The sequence below is a fragment of the Paracoccus marinus genome (assembly GCF_007018965.1).
Taxonomy (GTDB): Bacteria; Pseudomonadota; Alphaproteobacteria; order Rhodobacterales; family Rhodobacteraceae; genus Paracoccus; species Paracoccus marinus.
On the sequence record NZ_VJYZ01000033.1, the window covers coordinates 339,127 to 358,520 of the forward strand.

A 19,394-nucleotide genomic window follows, 5' to 3' on the forward strand; every position below is an offset into this window, starting at 1 on the left:
TGTAAGCCGTCCGTCTCACTTCTCTGTTCATTGCGTTGGTGCGCCGGCTGTGACATTGCCGGCGCACATCCATTTTGCGTCAGGCCCTTCCCATGCAGACCGAAAACGGTTCGATCATCCGCGACATCTCTCTGGCCGACTATGGCCGCAAGGAACTGGATATCGCGGAAACCGAAATGCCCGGCCTGATGGCGCTGCGGCAGGAATACGGCGGGGCGAAACCGCTGGCCGGGGCGCGGATCGCCGGATCGCTGCACATGACGATCCAGACCGCCGTCCTGATCGAGACGCTCGTCGCCCTGGGCGCGGACGTCCGCTGGGCGTCGTGCAATATCTATTCGACGCAGGACCACGCCGCCGCCGCGATCGCCGCGACCGGCGTTCCGGTGTTCGCGATCAAGGGCGAGACGCTGCCGGAATACTGGTCCTACACCGACAAGATCTTCCAGTTCGCCGACGGCACCGCCAACATGATCCTGGACGACGGCGGCGATGCCACGCTGTATATCCTGATGGGCGCGCGGGTCGAGGCGGGCGAAACCGACCTGATCGCCGCCCCGCAGTCCGAAGAGGAAGAGGCGCTCTTCGCCCAGATCCGCGAGCGTCTTGCCGCAAGCCCCGGCTGGTTCACCGCGCAGCGCGACGCGATCCGCGGCGTGTCCGAGGAAACCACCACCGGCGTCCATCGCCTGTACGACCTGCACAAGAAGGGCCTGCTGCCGTTCCCGGCGATCAACGTCAACGACAGCGTCACCAAGTCCAAGTTCGACAACAAGTACGGCTGCAAGGAGTCGCTCGTGGACGGCATCCGCCGCGCGACCGATACGATGATGGCGGGCAAGGTCGCGGTCGTCTGCGGCTACGGCGATGTGGGCAAGGGCTCGGCCGCCAGCCTTCAGGGCGCGGGCGCGCGGGTGAAGGTGACCGAGGTCGATCCGATCTGCGCGCTGCAGGCCGCGATGGACGGGTTCGAGGTCGTGACGCTGGAAGACGTGGCCGCCACCGCCGACATCTTCGTCACCACCACCGGCAACAAGGACGTGATCCGGCTCGAGCACATGCGCGAGATGAAGGACATGGCGATCGTCGGCAACATCGGCCACTTCGACAACGAGATCCAGGTCGCTGCCCTTCGCAACCACAAGTGGACGAACATCAAGGACCAGGTGGACATGATCGAGATGCCTTCGGGCAGCCGCATCATCCTGCTGAGCCAGGGCCGTCTTCTGAACCTCGGGAACGCAACCGGGCACCCGTCCTTCGTCATGTCGGCCAGCTTCACCAACCAGGTGCTGGCGCAGATCGAGCTGTGGACCAAGGGCGACGACTACCGTCCCGGCGTCTACATCCTGCCCAAGCACCTCGACGAGAAGGTCGCGCGGCTGCATCTGGACCGGATCGGCGTCCGCCTGACCCAGCTGCGCCCCGATCAGGCCGACTACATCGGCGTGAGCGTCGACGGTCCGTTCAAGGCCGAGCATTACCGCTACTGACATGCGCTATTTCTGGGGTGCCGTCGGGTTTCTGGGCGTCGCGCTGGCCGTCATCGGAACCGTGACGCCGGTGGTGCCGACCGTCCCGTTCCTCATCATGGCGGCCTATGGCTTTGCGCGGTCGTCCCCGCGCTTTCACGCGCGGCTGATGAACCATCGCCTGTTCGGGCCGCAGATCAGGCAATGGCAGGACCACCAGGCGATCGACCGCAGGGTCAAGATCTTCTCGATCGCCAGCATGGCGGGCGGGCTGTGCGTCAGCTATTTCCTGCTGGCGCCGAAATACTGGCTGATCCAGGTCGCGGTGCTGACGCTGGTGTCGATCTTCATCGTCACCCGCCCCGCACCGCCCGCGAATATCTAGCGGGTCGCGTCTAGCGGCGCGCCGGCCGCGCGGACCATCCGGGTGATCGCCGCGACATGGTCGGGGGCCGCCGCCCTTGCGCCTGCGCAAAGCGACAGCGCCGCGTCCATCAGCGCCTCGGGCGCCACCACGCGGTCGAACAGCCCCCAGGCCAGCGCCTCGTCCGTGCCGATCCGCTGGCCCGCCGACAGGATCATCGCGGCCCGCGACCGCCCGGCCAGGTCCACCAGACGCACCACGTCCGAGGGCTGGGGCAGGAAGCCCAGCTTCATTACCGGATAGAAGATCTGCGCGCCCGCGGCCGCGATGCGGATGTCGCAGGCCAGCGCCATGCCGCAGCCGCCGCCCGCGACGGTGCCGTTGAGCGCGGCGACCGTCAGGCACGGCAGCGCCGCGACCGCGCCCGAAAGCCGTTCCCACAGCGGCGACACGGCAAGGCCGCCCGCGGCGTGGGCCAGGTCCGCGCCCGCCGAGAACACCTTGCCCGTGCCGGTCAGGATCATCGCCCGCGCACCCGCTTGCGCGACCTCGTCCATGGCGGCGATCAGCGCCTCCAGCATCGTGGCGGACAGCGCGTTGGCCTTTTCCGGCCGATCGAGAACAACTTTCACGACACCGTCAGAATAATGATGGATCCAAACCGGGCCGCGGGTCATTGGCCTGTGATTCCCGTCATGCCATCATGTGGCATCACATTTCCTGCGCCAAACCTGAAAGGATGAGGCATGCATCTTCGTGCAACGAGTTCCATTATCGCCCTTCTGGCCACCGCGACGCCCGTGCTTGCGGATGTGACGCCCGCCGAAGTCTGGCAGAGCTGGAGCGAGTATTACAAGGCGTCCGGCTATACCGTGACGGAGGGTTCGCGCCAGGAAACCGGCGACAACTTGGTCCTGAACGACGTGGTCCTGACCATGGACACGCCCGAACTGGACCTGGACGTGTCGTTCCCTCAGATCACGCTGGCGGCGATGGGCGATGGCCGCGTGCGTACGACCACGGGCGACGAATCCAAGGTCAAGGCGATCGCGCATGACGAAGGCACCGGCGACGTCACCATCGACATGACGATCGCCCATCCGGGGACCGAGGTCATCTCGTCGGGGACCGCCGCTGACCTGACCAGCGCCACCAAGGCGCCGACGCTGAAGATCAACCTCGACAACGTCGTGACCCAGGACGAGACATTCGCCAATCTCGGCGCGCTGACGCTGACCGACATGACGCTGACCGAGCATGTGGTGCAGGGCGATCCGCTCAAGGTCGATGTCGAAGGGGCGACGGCGCGGGCCGAGCTGGTCTTGAACGCCGAAGGCAAGGAAGAAGCCGGCGGCGATTACAAGGTTGCCGGCAACCTGGTGATCGACTCGATCAAGACGAATGGGTCGTTCGCGCTGCCCGCCAACGCGATGGCCGACGAGGACATGGCCAAGGCGCTGCGCGCGGGGATGAAGCTTGCGGGCAACATCCAGATCGGCCCCATGACCGGCGGCTTCGACGGCTCGGGCACCGATGCCGAAGGCGAGGCGTCCACCGGCGCGATGAAGGCCGATGCCAAGGGCATCACCCTCGACTTCGACATGTCGCAGGCGGGGCTCAACTACCAGGTCGACAGCGACGCCTCGAACTTCGAGATCACCAGCTCGGACATGCCGATGCCGATCTCGTACGGCGTGGAAAGCAGCAGCGCGAGCTTGCAGATGCCGGTGTCGGCGCAGGAAGAACCGCAGCCGTTCAAGGTGAACTACTCGATCGCGGGGCTGACGCTGGGCGACGCGATCTGGGACATGTTCGACAAGGAAAAGGTCCTGTCGCGCGATCCCGCGTCGCTCGACATCGACCTGACCGGCAATCTGCGCGTCAAGCAGGACCTGTTCGATCCGGCGCTGATGGAAACGGCCGAGAACGCGGCCGAAGCGCCGGCCGAGACCCCGGCCGACGGCGCTGCGCCCACCGACGGCACTGCTCCCGCCGATGGGACTGCGCCCGCCGACGGCACCGCGCCCACCGACGGGACTACGCCCGCCGACGGGGCCGAGGCCACTGAAACCGCGGCCGAGGAAATGCCCTCGCCGTTCGAGCCGATCGACTTCACCATCAACCAGTTCGCGCTGTCGGGCGCGGGCGCGAACATCACCGCGTCGGGCACCCTTGCCGCGTCGGGTGAGGCCGGGATGGAAACCCCGGTCGGCCAGATCAACGCCCGCGGTGAAGGCGTGAACGGCCTGCTCGACAACCTGGTCAAGATCGGCGTCGTGCCGGCCGAGCAGATCCAGGGTGTCCGGATGATGATGGCGATGTTCACCAAGGCCGGCGACACGCCGGACTCGCTGACCATGGATATCGAGTTCCGTGAAGGCGGCTCGATCTTTGCCAACGGCCAGCAGGTGAAGTAACCATCGCCCTCAGGACGCTTGCGGGGGACCGGGCCGACGCCCGGTCCCCTTTTTCGATCAAGGCGGTCCGTGATTTTTCAGGAAGGCTGCCCGACATGCGCGACGATCCCGACCTTCAGGCCCTGACGGCCGCCCTGCTGGATGCCGCGCGCAGCGCCGGTGCCGAGCAGGCGGACGCGCTGGCGGTCGGCGGCGCGTCCCTGTCGGTCGAGGTGCGGGGCGGCAGGCTGGAACACGCCGAGCGCGCCGACGGCACCGAAATCGGCCTTCGCGTGCTGATCGGCGGGCGGCAGGCCTGCGTCGCGGCCAGCGAACTGTCGCCCCAGACCATGCGCGAGATGGCCGAGCGCGCGGTCGCCATGGCCCGCGAGGCGCCCGTGGACGACGCGCTGGCGCTGGCCGATCCGTCCCAGCTCGCGCCCGCTTATGACGGCGCGCTGGAACTGTGCGAACTGGCCGACGGTCCCAGCCCCGAAACGCTTCTGGACGCGGCGCTGCGGGCCGAGGCGGCGGCGCTGGAGGTGGACGGGGTCCGGGTCATCGACAGCGCGAACGCCGCCTATGCCCGGCGCGACCTGTTCCTTGCGACCTCGAACGGGTTCGGGGCGGGGTTCGCGCGCAGCTCTCATTCCATCTCGGCCGTCGCGATCACCGGCGAGGGGACGGGGATGGACCGGGACTGGGCGGCGGAATCGCGCGTCTGGGCCCAAGACATGCCCGCGCCGGAATCCATCGGCCGCCTGGCCGGCGAACGCACCGCCGCCCGCGCCGGCGCGCGCAGGCCGCCCACCGGCGCGGTTCCCGTCATCTTCGACCAGCGCGTCGCGCCCGGGCTGATCGGGCACCTGCTGTCGGCCGTCAACGGATCGGCGGTCGCCCGCGGCGCGACGTGGTTGCGCGACGCCATGGGCGAACGGGTGCTGCCCCCGGGCTTCGACCTGATCGAGGATCCGCGCCTGCCTCGCTTCGGCGCGAGCCGCCCCTTCGACGCCGAGGGGCTGCCCACCGCCGCCCGCGCCATCGTCCGTGACGGCGTCCTGCAGGGATGGACGCTGGACATCGCCACCGCCAACAAGCTGGGCCTGCAATCGACCGCAAGCGCGATGCGCGGCGCGTCCAGCCCGCCGTCGCCCGGCGTGTCGAACATCCGCCTGTCGCCCGGCGCGGTCACGCCCGAACAGATGGTCCGCGACCTGGGGCGGGGGCTGATCGTGACCTCGTTCCTCGGCTCGTCGATCAACCCCACCACCGGCGACTATTCGCGCGGCGCCGCCGGCTTCTGGGTCGAGGGCGGAGAGATCGCCTATCCCGTCAACGAATGCACGATCGCGGGCAACCTGCGCGACATGCTGATGCGTATGACCGCCGCCTGCGACCTGCCCGATTGGCGCAGCCATGCGGTGCCCACGCTTCTGGTCGAGGGAATGACCCTTGCCGGCGGCTGACCTGCCCTTGCTGGTGCGCGCGGCGCTGGACGCGGGGCCGATCGCCCTGCGCTTCTGGAAGCGCCAGCCCCGGGCCTGGGACAAGGGCGGCACCGCCGGTCCGGTGACCGAGGCCGATCTTGCGGTCAACGACCACCTCGAATCCGTGCTGCGGGCCGCGCGCCCCGGCTATGGCTGGCTCAGCGAGGAAAGCGCCGACGACCCCGTCCGTCGCAAGGCCGCGCGCTGCTTCATCGTCGATCCGATCGACGGCACCCGCGCCTTCATCGACGGGCAGGACGGCTTTTCCCACGCGATCGCGGTTGCGGAACACGGCCGCGTCACGGCGGCGGCGGTCTATCTGCCCGCGCGTGACGTGATCTACGCGGCCAGCGTGGACGCCCCCGCGACCCGGAACGGCGAACCCGTCGCGCCCTCGGACATGGACATCGACGGCGCGCGCGTGCTGACCAGCCGCGCCGCGCTCGACCCCGCGATGTGGCGCGCCGATGCGCCGCCGCCGTTCCGGCGCGAGTTCCGCCCGTCGATCGCATGGCGGCTGTGCCTCGCGGCCGAGGGGCGGTTCGACGCGGCCCTGTCGCTGCGCCCCTGCTGGGAATGGGACGTCGCGGCGGCCAGCCTGATCGCCGCGCGCGCGGGCTGCACCGTGACCGACATGAACGGCGGCGACCTGCGCTTCAATTCGGCCGGCGCGCAGGTGGCGGGGGTGGTCGTCGCGGGCCCGCGCCTTCACCGTGCGATCATGGCCGCGCGCCGCCTTGCCGACCCCGTAGCCCCGCCCGAAGGAGAAGAGGTCGCATGACCCGCCTGCCCGCAGAATCGCTCGACCGGATCGCGGACGCGATCACCTTCCACCCCGAAACGGCGGCCGCGCGCGAATTGCGCCAGGCGCTGGGGCGGTTCGCCACCGGGGTCACGGTGGTGACGGCGCTGGGTCCGTCGGGGCCGATGGGGATGACGGTGAACAGCTTTTCCAGCGTCTCGCTTGATCCGCCGCTGGTGCTGTGGTGCCCGGCGCGCAGCTCGTCCCGGCACGACGCCTTCGTCGCGGCGCAGGCGTTCGCGGTGCATGTGTTGGGGGCCGAGCAGCTGGACCTGTGCCTGCGCTTCACCCGCAATGGCGAGGGGTTCGAGGGGCTGGACGCGCAACGCAACGCCGAAGGGGTGCCGGTCATCGCCGGGGTCGCCGCCCGCTTCGATTGCGTGCGCCACGCGGCCCACGAGGGCGGCGACCATACCGTGGTGATCGGGCAGGTCGCGCGCGTGACGGTCGGCGGGCCCGACGATCACCCGCTGGTCTTTGCCGCGGGCCGGTTCGGCGCGTTCCAGGCCGAGGGACGCTGAGGCGCCGAAACTGGAAGCGCCGACGGGGCGCGCCGGCTCAACTGGTGGCGCTGCCGTCCGCCTCGGTTGTGTCGCCCGGCAGAGGCTCCAGCTCGGGCAGGGGCTCGAGCGGCGGCAAGGGGCCAAGGTCAAAGGTCGAGAAATCCTCTTCGCGCGGGGCCGAGGTGGCGATGGTGTCGCCCTGACCGCCGAGGACCGCGATCTGCGCCGCGAGCCGGGCGATCGCCGCGTTCTGCGCCGCCGCGATTTCGGCGGGCGTGGCCGGGCTGCGCCGCGCGGCCCCGCCACCCAGCGCGCCAAGTCCGCTCGAGGATGATTTCTGCGCCACCGGCAGCGGCACCTGGATGTCGAACATGCGCGCGTGGTTCGCGCCGCCCGCGCTGTCGTTCGCCACGTAGTAGCTGCCCTTTAGGCGGTAGATGCCGTTCAACTGCGCCAGCGCCGTTTCCACCCGCACCTCGACCCGGCGCCTGGGCGGTTCGGCCAGCGGCCAGGGTTCGGCGATGACGGTCGCGCCCGACATCTCGGTGATCGACCGCGCGAGGGTCAGGGTAAAGGCGCGCTCGGGCTCGTCGGCCCAAAGCTGCTTGGTGTTCGACCGCACGGCGCCGTCCGCCGTCTGCCACGCCACCTCGCCCGACGAGGCATAGGACGGCAGCGACACGTCACGCAGCTCCGCCGTGCCGAGGTTGTTGCCGACGCGCGCCTGGCTCGCGGGCGGGTCGATCAGGTAGCGTTCGGTCTTTTCCGGGTTCGAGCAGCCCGCAAGAGCCGCCGCCGCAACCAGGATGAGGGTCAGGCCATGACGCATGTCTATCGTCCCAGGATGAAGGCGCGGGGGTTGCGCTCGATGGTGTCGGACAGGCTGCCGAACGATTCGGCGGCGCGGCGCAGGCTGCGGAGCGTGTTGATGATCTCGGTCTGGAAGGCGCCGCGGTCGCCGAAGGTCGCGATCACCCCTTCGCCGCGCGTCGCCAGCGCCTGATAACGCTGCGACAGCGCGGGCAGGGTGTTGGCCGCCACCGCGACCTGGTCCATGGCGCGCCGGGCCGATGCGAGCGCGGCGTTCAGGCTGCCCGCCGCGTTGCCGTCGCGCAGGTCGTTGAGCAGGCCCGACGCGGCCTTCAGCGTGTCCGACAGGTTGCGCGGCAGCTGCGCCGCGTCCTCGGTTCCCAGCATCGCCCGCAGGTCGCCGATCAGGCCCTTCGCCTCGTCGCCGATGCCGGCAAAGTCGAACTCGTCGATCGATGTCGCGGCGGAATCGAGGCTGTCCACCATCTCGGGGATTTCCAGCGCGGCTTCGTTCACCGCCACAAACGCGGCCGAGGCGTCGTCCAGCGCCTGCGCCAGTTTCGGCCCGGCCTGGCTTGCCTGCAGGTCCTGCGCGACCTCGCCGAACCCCTGCGCGGCGTTGCCGACATTGGCGAGGGCGGTCGAAATCTCGCCCGGCAGGGACAGGGCGGCGTCGCTGCCGACGACCGCGCGCACGTCGCCAAGGGCGGCCTGCATTTCCGTCGAAAGCGCGGCGAAATCGACCTCGCTGATCGACGCGGACGCCTTGTCGAGCTGCTCGACGATGGTGGGCACGCGCTCGGCCGCGGCATTGAGGCGCGTCATCAGCTCGTCCGCCTGCGCGGTCGCGCGGCTCACGTTGCCGACCGCGCCGGACTGGCGCAGTTCCTCGACCGCGGTCCTGAGCTCGGTCATCGTCACCTGCGCCTCGTCGATGGTGCGGCGCAGCGATTCCGGGATCGCGCGGGTGTCTTGCGAGCTTGCGACGGCGGTGACCGAGTTCATCATGTCGGTCGCGGACTTCACCAGCTCTTCCAGCTTCAGCCCGCCGACGCGGTTGAGGAACCCCTGCGCCGAGGTCGAGATATCGGACAGGTCGGCAGGCGCCGTGGGCAGGACCGGATAGGGCGCGGCGCTTGCCTGCAGCACGGCCGCGGGCTGGTCGGGCAGTTCGACCAGTTCGACCATCAGCGAGGTGCCGAAGAACCCGGCGCCCGTGATCCGGGCGCGCAGCCCCTCGGCCACGCGGTCGGTCAGGAACGCCAGCGCCGCGTCGGGGCCCGCGTCGTCGGGCAGGCCGAACCGCTGCGGCGAGACCGCGATCGTGATGTCCTGCGCGGTGGTGGGCGCGGCGCCGTTTTCGCCCGGAACCTGCCGCACGGCAAGGTTCGTGACCCGGCCGACGCTCAGCCCCTGGTACTGGACGTCCGCCCCTTCGGCGAGGCCCCGCACGGCCTCGGGCAGCAGCAGCGTCAGGCGCAGCGCGTCCTGGGGCGAGCCCGCGAAAAGCTGGCTCTGCGCCGTGTCGCGGTCGGGATACAGCTGGAAGACGTGGCCCGGCTTGACCGGCTCGCCGCCCGAATTGAGCGTCGCGAACTCTGCCCCGCCCTGCAGCAGCGACGTGACCGAGGTGACGTTCAGCTGGACGCCCTGCGGCCCCAGGCCGACGCTGAAGCCCGACACGTCCCAGAACACGGTCGCGGTGGTCAGGCGCTCGTCGTGCGGCGCCTCGATGAACATGTCGGCCAGCACCGTTTCGTCGCGGTCGGCCAGGCGCAGGTTCTGCATCCGCCCGACCGGCAGCCCGCGATAATAGATCGGCGCGCCCTCGGTCATGCCGTTGGCGCTGTCGCCCGCGATCACGACCCAGGTTCCGCGTTCGTTGCTGCGGGTCAGGGGCGGCCGTTCCAGGCCCACGTGAATCTCTTCGGACACGGCGCCGGGCTGGTCGTCCCAGAACCCTTCGATGAAGGCGCCGGTCAGCACCGTGTCGAGGCGCGAGATGCCCTGGGTGGACACCTGCGGCCGCACGATCCAGAACTCGGCGTCGTCGTCGATGTACTGCGCGACTTCCTTTGCGACGTTGATGTCCACGATGACCTTCTGCAGGTCCGAGGTGAAGCGCACCGCCTTGACCTGGCCCACCGGGATCTCGCGGAAGCGCAGCTGCGTCTCGCCCGGCGTGATGCCGGTCGCGTCGGTAAAGGCGACCGAGATCGTGGTGCCGCGGCCGTTATAGGCGTTCCACGCCAGCGCCAGCGTCGCCACCAGCGCGACCAGCGGCACCAGCCAGATCAGCGAGATGCCGGCCCGCGCGGCGCGCGCCGCCGTTCGCCGCACCGGGCTTGCGGGGCGAAGGGGCGCGGGGGCCGCCGGGGTGGTCGAGGGCGGGACGTCGGGGGCAGACGGCGTGGCAGCGCGATCCGGCGGTGTGTCGGTCATCCGGTGGTCCTGTCCTTGCGGTCGCGCAACGGCAAGCCGCGCCAGATCAATCGCGGGTCGAAGCTTTGAGCCGAAAGCATGGTGAACGCAACCGACAGGGCAAAGCAGACCGCCGCCGGGCCGGGGTGGATCGAGGCCACGAAGCCCAACTGGACGAGCGCCGACAGAATCGCCACCACGAACACGTCGATCATCGACCAGCGGCCGACGAACTCGATCACCTCGAACACGCGCAGGCGGGTGTGGGCGGCCTGATGCGTCGCCGGCCGGCCCGCGACGATGGCGAGCCAGCCGATGCAGATGAACTTGACGAACGGCACGATGATCGAGGCCACGAACACGATCGCGGCGACCCCGTAGTTGCCGTAATGGATCAGGTCGACGACCCCGCCGAGGATCGTCGCCTCGGCGGACGCGCCCAGTCCCGCCAGCGTCTCGGTCCGCAGCATCGGCAGCAGGTTTGCCGGGATGTAGAAGATCAGCCCGGCCGCAAGCCACGCCCACACGGCCTGCAACCCCTTGCGGTCCGGGGTGTGCAGCGTCGCCCCGCAGCGCGCGCAGATGTCGGTGCCTGCGGGCCATGCGCGGCCGCAGCTGCGGCACCCGACCAGCCCGGCGCGATGCGCGGTCAGCAGCGGCGCAACCTCGTCCGCGGCGGCGGGGGCGGAAGGGGTTGTCACCGCCGCCCTCATCTGGACGCTTGCGCCTTGAGGACGCCTTGCGCGCGAGTGGTCACGGGGGCGCCGGCCGTGACCGGGGCGCCTGCCGGCTGCATCTCGCGCCCGTCCGTCGGCGCGCCCATATCCTCGAGCGCGTCCCAGATCGAGGTCGAGCAGGTATAGGCGCGGCTGGCCGCCCCGACCAGGATCAGCCCGCAGAAGGCCCAGAACGCGGGCCCCATGTGGATCGTGGCGATCCCCCCCACCTTGACGAGCGCGATCGCCGTGCCGATGACGAAGATCTCGGCCATCGACCATGGGCGCATGATCTCGGACGCGCGGAACGCCTGCGCCGCGTGACGCGCGGGCGCGCGCCCCTGCGCCATCGGCAGCAGGGTGTAGATCAGCAGGATCGCCCGCATCATCGGCAGCGCCACGATGAAGATCACGACCGCCGCCGTCAGCGGCATCAGCCAGCCGGTCGAGAACGCCAGCGCCACCCCGAACAGCGAGGTGTCGTTGCCGAAGCCCATCTTGGAAATCTCGAGGAACGGAAAGAACAGTGCCGCGATCATCAGCACGACCTGGGTGAAGGACAGCGCGACGATCTGGACGAACGCCCCCTCGCGCGGGCGGGCCAGCACGGTGTGGCAGCGCACGCAACGCGCCGTTTCGCCCGACGGCAGTTCCAGTTCGACATGCAGCGCGTCGCAGCGCGGGCAGGCCACGAGCCCGGCGCCGGTCGTCAGGTCGTATTGGCCTTCGTTCAACATGGCGCCAAGATAGACCGCGGCCGCGCGCAGACAAGCCCGCTCCCGCAGGTTGAACGGGCGCGGTGCGTGCGACGCCGCGGCATGTGACCGGCGGAACACGCAAGGGCGGGCGCGCGCGCCGTCGGCGGCCTTGTGCGGGCAGCGGCCCCTGCTAGCATCGCCCCCCATCCGGGGAGGGATGGACGGGAATGGATTTCGACGTCGTGATCGCGGGCGCGGGCAGCGCCGGTTGCGTGCTGGCCGCGCGCCTGTCCGAGGATCCGCGCCTGCGCGTCCTTCTAGTCGAGGCGGGCGGGCGCGACAATTATCACTGGATCCAGGTCCCGATCGGCTACCTTTATTGCATCGGCAATCCCCGCACCGACTGGATGTACCGCACCGCGCCCGAACCGAACCTCGGCGGGCGCGAGCTTCTGTATCCGCGCGGGCGGGTGCTGGGCGGGTCTAGCTCGATCAACGGGATGCTGTACGTGCGCGGGCAGGCCGCAGATTATGACGGCTGGCGGCAGGCGGGCTGCACCGGCTGGGGCTGGGACGACGTGAAGCCCCTGTTCCTGAAGTCCGAGGACTATTTCGCCGGCGCGTCCGACGACCACGGCGCGGGCGGTCCCTGGCGGATCGAACGGCAGCGCCTGCGCTGGGACATCCTGGACGACTGGGCCCGCGCGGCCGAGGCGGTGGGCATCCCCTGCGTCGAGGATTTCAACACCGGCGACAACGAGGGCGTGGGCTACTTCAAGGTCAGCCAGAAGGGCGGCTTCCGTGTTTCGGCGTCGCGCGCCTTCCTGCGCCCGGCGATGCGGCGTCCGAACCTTACCGTGATGACCTGCCGCCACGTCCGCCGCGTCGTGTTCGACGGCACCCGCGCCGTCGGGCTGGAACTGTTCGCGGACGGCGCGTCCGAAATCGTTCGCGGCGGGCAGGTCGTGCTATCCGCAGGCGCGATCGGGACGCCGCAGATCCTGCAGCTGTCGGGGATCGGTCCGGGCGCGCTGCTGCAGGACATGGGAATCGCGACCCTGCGCGACGCGCCGGTGGGCGAGAACCTGCAGGACCATCTTCAGATCCGCTGCGCGTGGAAGGTGACGGGCGCGCGCACGCTGAACCAGCTGGCCCGGCGCTGGTGGGGCAAGGGAATGATCGCGGCCGAATACCTCGCCCGCCGCACCGGCCCGATGAGCATGGCGCCGAGCCAGCTTGGCGCGTTTGCCCGCTCGGGCCCCCACGTGGCGACCCCGGACCTGGAATGGCATGTCCAGCCCCTCAGCCTCGAGGCGTTCGGCCAGCCGCTGCACGATTTTCCCGCCATCACGGCGAGCGTCTGCCCGCTGCGCCCCGAAAGCCGCGGCCATGTCCGCATCACCTCTCCCGATCCGATGCAGGCCCCCCGGATCGCGCCGAACTACCTGTCGGCGCCCGCCGATCGCGCGACGGCGGCGCGCGCGATCCGCCTGACCCGCCGGATCATGCGGCAGGAGCCGCTGGCCCGCTATCGCCCCGAGGAGTTCAAGCCGGGCGCCGAGTGGGGCGACGACAGCGACGAGGCGCTGGCCGAGGCCGCGGGCCGGATCGGCTCGACCATCTTCCACCCGGTCGGCACCGCCCGGATGGGCGCCGATCCGCATTCGGTCGTGGACCCGTCCTTGCGGGTGCGGGGGGTGGACGGGCTGCGGGTGGTGGACGCGTCCGTCATGCCGACGATCACCTCGGGCAACACCAACGCGCCCACGATCATGATCGCCGAAAAGGCAGCCATGCTGATCGCGGCCGACCTGCGCGGGTGATCGCGGCCGGAAATGCGCGGGATTTGATCTGTTAACCGCGCGTTGAGGGCGCGGCTGCTATGCCGGTTCCGAAGACGGTTTCGGAAGGCGGGCAGATGGCGGGCAAGGACGGATCGACCGTCATCATCCGGCGCGGCGGCGACGTGGTCGCGGCCGGCCATCATGGCGGCGCGTGGAAGGTGGCCTACGCCGACTTCGTGACCGCGATGATGGCGTTCTTCCTGCTCATGTGGCTTCTGAACGCCACGACCGAAAAGCAGCGCGCGGGACTGGCCGACTATTTCGACCCGACCGTCGTGCAGACGCCGAACGGCGGCACGACCGGCGTCGATCCGGGCACGACCGATCCCCTATCCCCCGGCGACGCGACCTCGAGCGCCGTGTTCGAGGAAATTGCGCGTCACATCCAGGACCAACTGACGGGATCGGGCGCGGAATCGATGCAGCGCACGAACATCCTGCGCCACGTCGTCACCCGCATGACCGACGAGGGTCTGGTGATCGAACTGGGCGATCTCGCCGATGCGCCCTTGTTTCGGGGCGACACGGCCGAGCCTGCGCCGGTGCTGATCGACCTGTCCGGGATTGTCGCCGAAGTCCTGGGGCAGGTGCGCAACGACGTCGCGATCTCGGGACACGTCCGCAGCTTTCCGCAGGTGATGGTGTCGTCCCCCGTGTGGGCGCTGTCCGACGCGCGCGCCCACACCGTAAGGGGGCTGATGCAGTCGGGCGGGCTCGACCCCGTCCGCATCCAGCGGGTGACGGCGCTGGCCGATCGCCGCCACCGCAACTCGAACCCGCTCGACCCGGCCAACAACCGGATCGAGGTCATCCTTCTCAGGTGACCCCCCGCGGACAGCGTCGCCGTTAGCCGGATCTTAAGGGCTTTCGGCCACAACACTGACAACACGCACGACACGCATGACTGCCACAGCGCTACTCAACACGGGTGAACCATGTCGATTTCTTCGTCCCTCAACGCCGGCGTCGCCGGTCTGGCCGCCAACGCCACACGCCTCGCGGGCATTTCCGACAACATCGCGAACTCGGGCACCTACGGCTACAAGCGGGTGAACACCCAGTTCGAAGGGATGGTCATCAACCAGGCCCGTGGCGCCGGCGTCTATTCGGCGGGCGGGGTGCGCGCCATGACCTCGCGGGTGATCGACCAGAAAGGGGCGCTGATCTCGTCGTCGCACCCGCTGGACCTCGCGATTTCTGGCCGCGGCATGCTGCCGGTGATCCCCTCGGCCACGCTGGGCCAGAACCCGGCGGACCGGCCGATCATGATGACGACGACCGGCTCGTTCCGCCCCGATGCGGAAGGCGTGCTGCGGACCGAATCGGGTCTGGTGCTGATGGGCTGGCCCGCGAACTCGGACGGCACGGTGCCCACCCAGACCCGCGATGCGGTGGGCGGGCTGCAGCCGATCGTGCTGAACGCCAACCAGACCTCGGCCGATCCGACCACGATGATGAGCCTTGGCATCAACCTGCCCGCCGTCGCGACCGAGGAAGGGGCCACCGGCGATCCGATGACCACGCGGGTCGAATATTTCGGCAATCTCGGCACGTCGGAATCGCTCAACATCACCTTCACCCCGGTGCCCTCGGCGGTGCCCGGCCAGATGTCGAACCAGTGGCGGATGGAAATCCGCGACAGCGCCTCGCCGCCCGCCACCAACCTGGTCGGCAGCTATACCCTTGAATTCGACGACAGCCCGACGCTGGGCGGCCGCCTCGCCTCGGTCACGACGCTGAGCGGCGGTGCTTATGACGCCACCACGGGCGAGCTTGCGCTGACCGTCGCCGGCGGCCCGATGGCGGTCAGGATCGGGACCGTGGGCGACGCCAACGGGCTGACGCAGCTTGCCGACAGCTTCAAGCCGGTCAACATCAGCAAGGACGGCTCGCCAGTCGGCAACCTGACCGCCGTCGAGGTCGACGAGAACGGCCTGATGCGCGCGACCTACGACACCGGCTTCATCCGCACGATCTACCAGATCCCGCTGGTCGACGTGCCGAACCCGAACGGCCTGATCGCGCTGAACAACCAGACCTACCAGGTCTCGCCCAGCTCGGGCTCGTTCTTCCTGTGGGACGCGGGCGACGGCCCGACCGGCACCGTCGTGGGCTACGCCCGCGAAGGGTCGGCCACCGACGTCGCGGCCGAACTGACCGACCTGATCCAGACCCAGCGCGCCTATTCGTCGAACGCCAAGGTCATCCAGACCGTGGACGAGATGCTGCAGGAAACCACCAACATCAAGCGCTGAGGCGCGGGATAGGAAAGGGGAGACGGCGATGAGCCTGACGAACGCGCTGTCGAACGCCATGTCGGGGCTGGCCTATGCGGGCCGGGGCACCGAGGTCGTGGCCTCGAACATCGCCAACGCTCAGACGCCGGGATACGCCCGGCGCGAGCTGCAGTTGTCGCCCCGGTCCCATATCGCGGGCGGCGGCGGGGTGCAGATCGACTCGGTTGCGCGCGTGGTCCAGCAGTCCGTGCTGGCCCAGCAGCGCCTTGCCGGCAGCGACGCTGCGGGAACGGCGCTCATGACCGGCTTCGCGCGCGACGTCGAGCATGCGATCGGCGTTCCGGGCGAGCCCGGATCGCTGACCGCGACCCTTGCCGAGTTCGAGGCGGCGCTGGCGTCCGCCACCAGCCGGCCGGACAGCGAGACGCGGCTTTCCGCCGTCCTATCGCGCGCCGGCGCGCTTGCCGCCAAGATCAACCGGCTCGGCGTCCAGCTGACCGAGGATCGCACCAACGCCGACGCGGCGATCGCGGCCGACGTGGCGCGGCTGAACGCCGGCCTTGGCCAAGTGGCCGAGCTCACTCGTAGCATCACCGTCCAGATCGCGCAGGGGAACGACGCAAGCTCGCTCATGGACCGGCGGCAGGCGCTGATCTCGTCCCTGGCCGAGATCGTGCCGCTGCAGGAACTGTCCCGCGACAATGGCCGGGTGGCGCTGGTCACGGCGGGCGGGGCGTTGCTGTTGGACGGCTCGCAGCCCATGCGGATCGGCTTTCGCCCGACCGTGCCGGTGACGCCGGGGATGACCGTAGGCAGCCCGCTGGCGCTGTTGACGATCGACGATGCCGACGTGACCGCGGGCCAGATGTCGATGTTCGCGGGCGGCACCCTCGGCGCCCGGTTCACGATCCGCGACCAGACCGCGCCCGAGCTTCAGTCGCGGCTGGACGCGCTCGCGCTCGACCTGGTCGACCGGGCGGCCGATGCGGCTGTCGACCCGACGCTGCCCGCGGGCTCGGCCGGTCTGTTCACCGACGACGGCGATCCTTTGCGCCCCGCCCACCCCACAGGTCTTGCGGGCCGCCTGGTGGTGAACCCGCTGGCCGATCCCGCCACGGGCGGCGCGCTGTGGCGCCTGCGCGACGGGATGGCTGCCGTCGCGCCGTCCGCCCCCGGCGATCCCGGCGCGCTTGGCCGGCTTGCCGATGCGATTGCCCGCCCGCGCCTGCCTGCTGGCGCGCCGGCGGGGGCCGCGGCGCGCAGCGCGCAGGTCATCGCCGCCGACATGACATCGACCGCGTCTGGCCTTCGATTGGGTGCCGAAGCCGACGAGGCGCGCGCCACCGCGCAGCACGACGCGCTTTCGGACATGATGCGGTCCGACGGCGTCGACACCGACCGCGAGCTGGAAAACCTGCTCGGCCTCGAACGCGCCTACGCCGCCAACGCCAAGGTGCTGAAGGCGGTCGACGACATGCTGCTGAACATTCTGGGGCTGACATGAGCATTTCCCTGACCACCTCCGACCTGTCCCGCGCCGTGCAGCTGCGGCGCGCCAACCAGGACATCAAGGCGCAGCTTTCCGCGCTGACGCACGAGGTCACGACCGGCCGCCGCCACGACCTCGCCGCCGCGCAGCGCGGAGACATGGGGCCGGTCGCGTTCATCTCGTCCCGGCTCACGACGCTGGATGCGCTGTCATCGAATGCCGCGCTGATCGGCAACGAGCTGGAGGCGGTGCAGACAGCTCTTGGTGCCGTCCAGTCGCTGGTCGGCGACAAGGGGGCCGCATTCCTGGCGGATGCCGCGGTCGGCAACCCCGCAACGATGGCGATCCATGCGCGCCAGGCCGCCGGCGACATGGAGGCGGTGGTCGCCTCGTTCAACGTGACTGCGGGCGGCCGGCAACTTCTGTCGGGTGCGGCGACCGATACGGCGCCGCTTTCGCCCGCTGCCGACATCCTGTCGATGACGCGCGCGATTGCCGCCGGGCAGCCGACCGCCGGTCAGGCGATCGCCGCGATCGACGCCTGGTTCGATGCACCGGCGGGCGGCGGCGGCTTCCTCGACATGGCCTATCACGGCGCGCCGGTTGCGGACGCAGGCGTCGCCGTCGCTCCGGGAACGAAGGTCGTCAATCCGGCGACCGCCGCAGATGCGTCCGTACGGGCGACGCTGAAGGGGCTGGCGATCGCCGCAATTGCGGCCGATCCCGGCATCGCGCCAGATCCAGGGTCGCGCGCGCTCATGATCCAGGCGGCGGGCGAGCGGCTGGTGGGTGGAAGCCGGGGCCTGACCGCCTTGCAGGCGGCAGTCGGCAGCGTGCAGGCGACGGTCGAGGACGCGGCGACCCGCAACGATGCGGAGGCGATGGGGCTTAAGATCATGCACAACAAGCTGGCCTCGGCCGATCCCTACGAGTCGGCGACGGCGCTGACCGAGGCGGAGGGGCGGCTTGAAAAGCTGTACGCCCTGACCGCGCGGCTGAGCCGCCTGTCGCTGGCGGATTACCTGTGATGGCGCGCGTCCTGCGATGGGTGTTGCTGGGCGTGCTTTTGCCGGCGATGGCCCACGCCGCGCCGGTGCGGATCAAGGACCTGGTCACGATCGACGGTGTGCGGGGCAACGATCTTGTCGGCTACGGTCTGGTCGTCGGGCTGAACGGCACCGGCGACAGCCTGCGGAACACGCCCTATACTGAAGAAATGCTGTCGGGAATGCTGGAACGTCTGGGCGTGAACGTCACCGGCGAAAGCTTCCGGCCCAAGAACGTGGCGGCCGTCATGGTCACGGCGACGCTGCCCCCCTTTGCGCGCGCGGGCAGCCAGTTCGACGTCAACGTGGCGGCGATCGGCGATGCGAAAAGCCTGCTGGGCGGCACGCTGGTGCTGACGCCGCTGAATGCCGCCGACGGGTCGGTCTATGCGGTGGCGCAGGGGTCGGTCATCGCCGGGGGCGTCGCGGTCGAGGGCGAGGCCGCCAAGGTCGTCCAGGGCGTGCCGACGGCCGGCGCGGTGCCGTCGGGCGCGCGGGTCGAGCGCGAGGTGAGCTTCGATTTCTCGAGCATGACGGGATTCAGGCTGGCGCTTCGAACGGCCGATTTCACGACCGCCGCGCGGATCGAGGCGGTGATCAACGACGACCTCGGTCCCGGCGTCGCGGAACTGCTGGATGCGGGCACGGTGAACGTGGACCCGAGCAGCCTGGGAACGGTCAACCCCGCCCGGCTTGCGGGACGGATCGAGAACCTGACGGTCGAGCCGGAATCACGGGCGCGCGTCGTGGTGGACCACAAGTCCGGCACGATCGTGGTGGGCGAGGACGTGCGGATCTCTCGCGTGGCGGTATCGCAGGGCAGCCTGACGCTGCGGGTGCGCGAGGCGCCGGTGGTGTCGCAGCCGAACCCCTTTGCCGACGGGCAGACGGTCGTCGTCCCGCGCACCGACGCGCAGATCACGCAGGAACCCGGCATCGGTTTCGCCGAGGTGAGCGGGGACTCATCGCTCTCCGACGTCGTGGCGGGGTTGAACGCGCTGGGTGTGCGCCCGCGCGAGATGATCGACATTCTCAAGGCCGTTCACGCGGCGGGTGCGCTGCATGCGGAGTTCGTGGTGAATTGAGGGTGGGCTGGGTAGATGCCGGCC

17 protein-coding genes are annotated in these 19,394 nt (G+C 69.9%); 12 read left to right on the plus strand and 5 right to left on the minus strand.

Annotated elements, in window-relative coordinates; all coding sequences use genetic code 11:
- Positions 1–92 precede the first annotated feature (92 nt).
- Both ahcY and FNF32_RS13870 read left to right on the plus strand, forming a co-directional pair.
- The gene (gene ahcY / locus FNF32_RS13865; protein WP_131672900.1) at positions 93–1,493 is read left to right on the plus strand and encodes an adenosylhomocysteinase; all 1,401 of its coding nucleotides are present in this window, start codon (positions 93–95) and stop codon (positions 1,491–1,493) included.
- 1 nt (position 1,494) lies between these two features.
- Positions 1,495–1,857, plus strand: coding sequence for a YbaN family protein (locus FNF32_RS13870; RefSeq protein ID WP_131672899.1), 363 nt, complete (start codon positions 1,495–1,497; stop codon positions 1,855–1,857).
- On the opposite strand, the gene FNF32_RS13875 is transcribed toward FNF32_RS13870, so the two are convergent.
- Entirely contained in the window at positions 1,854–2,513 is a 660-nt protein-coding gene (locus FNF32_RS13875; RefSeq protein WP_131672898.1) for an enoyl-CoA hydratase/isomerase family protein, read from the minus strand. The two genes, FNF32_RS13870 and FNF32_RS13875, sit on opposite strands and share 4 nt — an antisense overlap.
- A gap of 69 nt (positions 2,514–2,582) precedes the next feature.
- Between FNF32_RS13875 and FNF32_RS13880 the strand changes: the two genes are divergently transcribed.
- The 4 genes from FNF32_RS13880 to ferA all read left to right on the plus strand — a co-directional run bounded on the left by FNF32_RS13880 (position 2,583) and on the right by ferA (position 7,042).
- A complete protein-coding gene (locus FNF32_RS13880; RefSeq protein WP_131672897.1) occupies positions 2,583–4,253 on the plus strand; it encodes a DUF2125 domain-containing protein in 1,671 nt (556 codons plus the stop codon).
- A 95-nt stretch (positions 4,254–4,348) separates the two neighbouring features.
- Entirely contained in the window at positions 4,349–5,698 is a 1,350-nt protein-coding gene (locus FNF32_RS13885) for a TldD/PmbA family protein (protein WP_131672896.1), read from the plus strand.
- The gene (locus FNF32_RS13890; RefSeq protein WP_131672895.1) at positions 5,685–6,500 is read left to right on the plus strand and encodes a 3'(2'),5'-bisphosphate nucleotidase CysQ; all 816 of its coding nucleotides are present in this window, start codon (positions 5,685–5,687) and stop codon (positions 6,498–6,500) included. Before FNF32_RS13885 ends, FNF32_RS13890 begins: the two co-directional genes overlap by 14 nt.
- Positions 6,497–7,042 carry a flavin reductase FerA gene (ferA, locus tag FNF32_RS13895; protein ID WP_131672894.1) on the plus strand — a complete coding sequence of 182 codons (546 nt, stop codon included), beginning with the start codon at positions 6,497–6,499 and terminating at the stop codon, positions 7,040–7,042. The genes FNF32_RS13890 and ferA overlap by 4 nt, the downstream gene beginning before the upstream one ends.
- Positions 7,043–7,079: 37 nt before the next feature.
- Here ferA and FNF32_RS13900 read toward each other — a convergent pair whose 3' ends face one another.
- From FNF32_RS13900 to FNF32_RS13915, 4 genes are read right to left on the minus strand one after another with little or no spacing between them, the layout of a single operon-like run.
- Positions 7,080–7,853: a PqiC family protein gene (locus FNF32_RS13900; RefSeq protein WP_246087843.1), complete on the minus strand. Its 774-nt coding sequence runs from the start codon at positions 7,851–7,853 to the stop codon at positions 7,080–7,082.
- A 2-nt stretch (positions 7,854–7,855) separates the two neighbouring features.
- Positions 7,856–10,276 carry a PqiB family protein gene (locus FNF32_RS13905; protein ID WP_131672893.1) on the minus strand — a complete coding sequence of 807 codons (2,421 nt, stop codon included), beginning with the start codon at positions 10,274–10,276 and terminating at the stop codon, positions 7,856–7,858.
- The gene (locus FNF32_RS13910) at positions 10,273–10,956 is read right to left on the minus strand and encodes a paraquat-inducible protein A (RefSeq protein ID WP_246087844.1); all 684 of its coding nucleotides are present in this window, start codon (positions 10,954–10,956) and stop codon (positions 10,273–10,275) included. Before FNF32_RS13910 ends, FNF32_RS13905 begins: the two co-directional genes overlap by 4 nt.
- Positions 10,957–10,964: 8 nt before the next feature.
- Positions 10,965–11,708, minus strand: a complete 744-nt coding sequence (locus FNF32_RS13915) for a paraquat-inducible protein A (protein ID WP_131672891.1) — start codon at positions 11,706–11,708, stop codon at positions 10,965–10,967.
- Positions 11,709–11,896: 188 nt separating this feature from the next.
- Here FNF32_RS13915 and FNF32_RS13920 point away from each other — a divergent pair, with 188 nt between their 5' ends.
- The 6 genes from FNF32_RS13920 (at position 11,897) to FNF32_RS13945 (ending at position 19,370) form a co-directional block, all read left to right on the plus strand.
- Positions 11,897–13,492: a GMC family oxidoreductase gene (locus FNF32_RS13920; protein WP_143796697.1), complete on the plus strand. Its 1,596-nt coding sequence runs from the start codon at positions 11,897–11,899 to the stop codon at positions 13,490–13,492.
- Positions 13,493–13,587: 95 nt separating this feature from the next.
- Entirely contained in the window at positions 13,588–14,337 is a 750-nt protein-coding gene (locus tag FNF32_RS13925; protein WP_131672945.1) for a flagellar motor protein MotB, read from the plus strand.
- Between the two features lie 111 nt (positions 14,338–14,448).
- Complete coding sequence (locus tag FNF32_RS13930; protein ID WP_131672890.1) at positions 14,449–15,768, plus strand: flagellar hook protein FlgE; 1,320 nt, start codon at positions 14,449–14,451, stop codon at positions 15,766–15,768.
- A 28-nt stretch (positions 15,769–15,796) separates the two neighbouring features.
- Positions 15,797–17,254, plus strand: coding sequence for a FlgK family flagellar hook-associated protein (locus FNF32_RS13935; RefSeq protein ID WP_131672889.1), 1,458 nt, complete (start codon positions 15,797–15,799; stop codon positions 17,252–17,254).
- Positions 17,251–18,267 carry a flagellin gene (locus FNF32_RS13940; protein ID WP_131672888.1) on the plus strand — a complete coding sequence of 339 codons (1,017 nt, stop codon included), beginning with the start codon at positions 17,251–17,253 and terminating at the stop codon, positions 18,265–18,267. Before FNF32_RS13935 ends, FNF32_RS13940 begins: the two co-directional genes overlap by 4 nt.
- Entirely contained in the window at positions 18,267–19,370 is a 1,104-nt protein-coding gene (locus FNF32_RS13945) for a flagellar basal body P-ring protein FlgI (protein ID WP_131672887.1), read from the plus strand. Before FNF32_RS13940 ends, FNF32_RS13945 begins: the two co-directional genes overlap by 1 nt.
- The last annotated feature ends 24 nt before the right edge of the window (positions 19,371–19,394 follow it).

Excerpts from the sequence above, each read along its gene's own strand:
- ahcY (WP_131672900.1), top strand. The coding sequence starts at position 93 with ATGCAGACCGAAAACGGTTCGATCATCCGCGACATCTCTCTGGCCGAC.
- FNF32_RS13870 (WP_131672899.1), top strand. The coding sequence starts at position 1,495 with ATGCGCTATTTCTGGGGTGCCGTCGGGTTTCTGGGCGTCGCGCTGGCC.
- FNF32_RS13875 (WP_131672898.1), bottom strand. The coding sequence starts at position 2,513 with ATGACCCGCGGCCCGGTTTGGATCCATCATTATTCTGACGGTGTCGTG.
- FNF32_RS13880 (WP_131672897.1), top strand. The coding sequence starts at position 2,583 with ATGCATCTTCGTGCAACGAGTTCCATTATCGCCCTTCTGGCCACCGCG.
- FNF32_RS13885 (WP_131672896.1), top strand. The coding sequence starts at position 4,349 with ATGCGCGACGATCCCGACCTTCAGGCCCTGACGGCCGCCCTGCTGGAT.
- ferA (WP_131672894.1), top strand. The coding sequence starts at position 6,497 with ATGACCCGCCTGCCCGCAGAATCGCTCGACCGGATCGCGGACGCGATC.
- FNF32_RS13900 (WP_246087843.1), bottom strand. The coding sequence starts at position 7,853 with ATGCGTCATGGCCTGACCCTCATCCTGGTTGCGGCGGCGGCTCTTGCG.
- FNF32_RS13905 (WP_131672893.1), bottom strand. The coding sequence starts at position 10,276 with ATGACCGACACACCGCCGGATCGCGCTGCCACGCCGTCTGCCCCCGAC.
- FNF32_RS13915 (WP_131672891.1), bottom strand. The coding sequence starts at position 11,708 with ATGTTGAACGAAGGCCAATACGACCTGACGACCGGCGCCGGGCTCGTG.
- FNF32_RS13920 (WP_143796697.1), top strand. The coding sequence starts at position 11,897 with ATGGATTTCGACGTCGTGATCGCGGGCGCGGGCAGCGCCGGTTGCGTG.
- FNF32_RS13925 (WP_131672945.1), top strand. The coding sequence starts at position 13,588 with ATGGCGGGCAAGGACGGATCGACCGTCATCATCCGGCGCGGCGGCGAC.
- FNF32_RS13930 (WP_131672890.1), top strand. The coding sequence starts at position 14,449 with ATGTCGATTTCTTCGTCCCTCAACGCCGGCGTCGCCGGTCTGGCCGCC.
- FNF32_RS13935 (WP_131672889.1), top strand. The coding sequence starts at position 15,797 with ATGAGCCTGACGAACGCGCTGTCGAACGCCATGTCGGGGCTGGCCTAT.
- FNF32_RS13940 (WP_131672888.1), top strand. The coding sequence starts at position 17,251 with ATGAGCATTTCCCTGACCACCTCCGACCTGTCCCGCGCCGTGCAGCTG.
- FNF32_RS13945 (WP_131672887.1), top strand. The coding sequence starts at position 18,267 with ATGGCGCGCGTCCTGCGATGGGTGTTGCTGGGCGTGCTTTTGCCGGCG.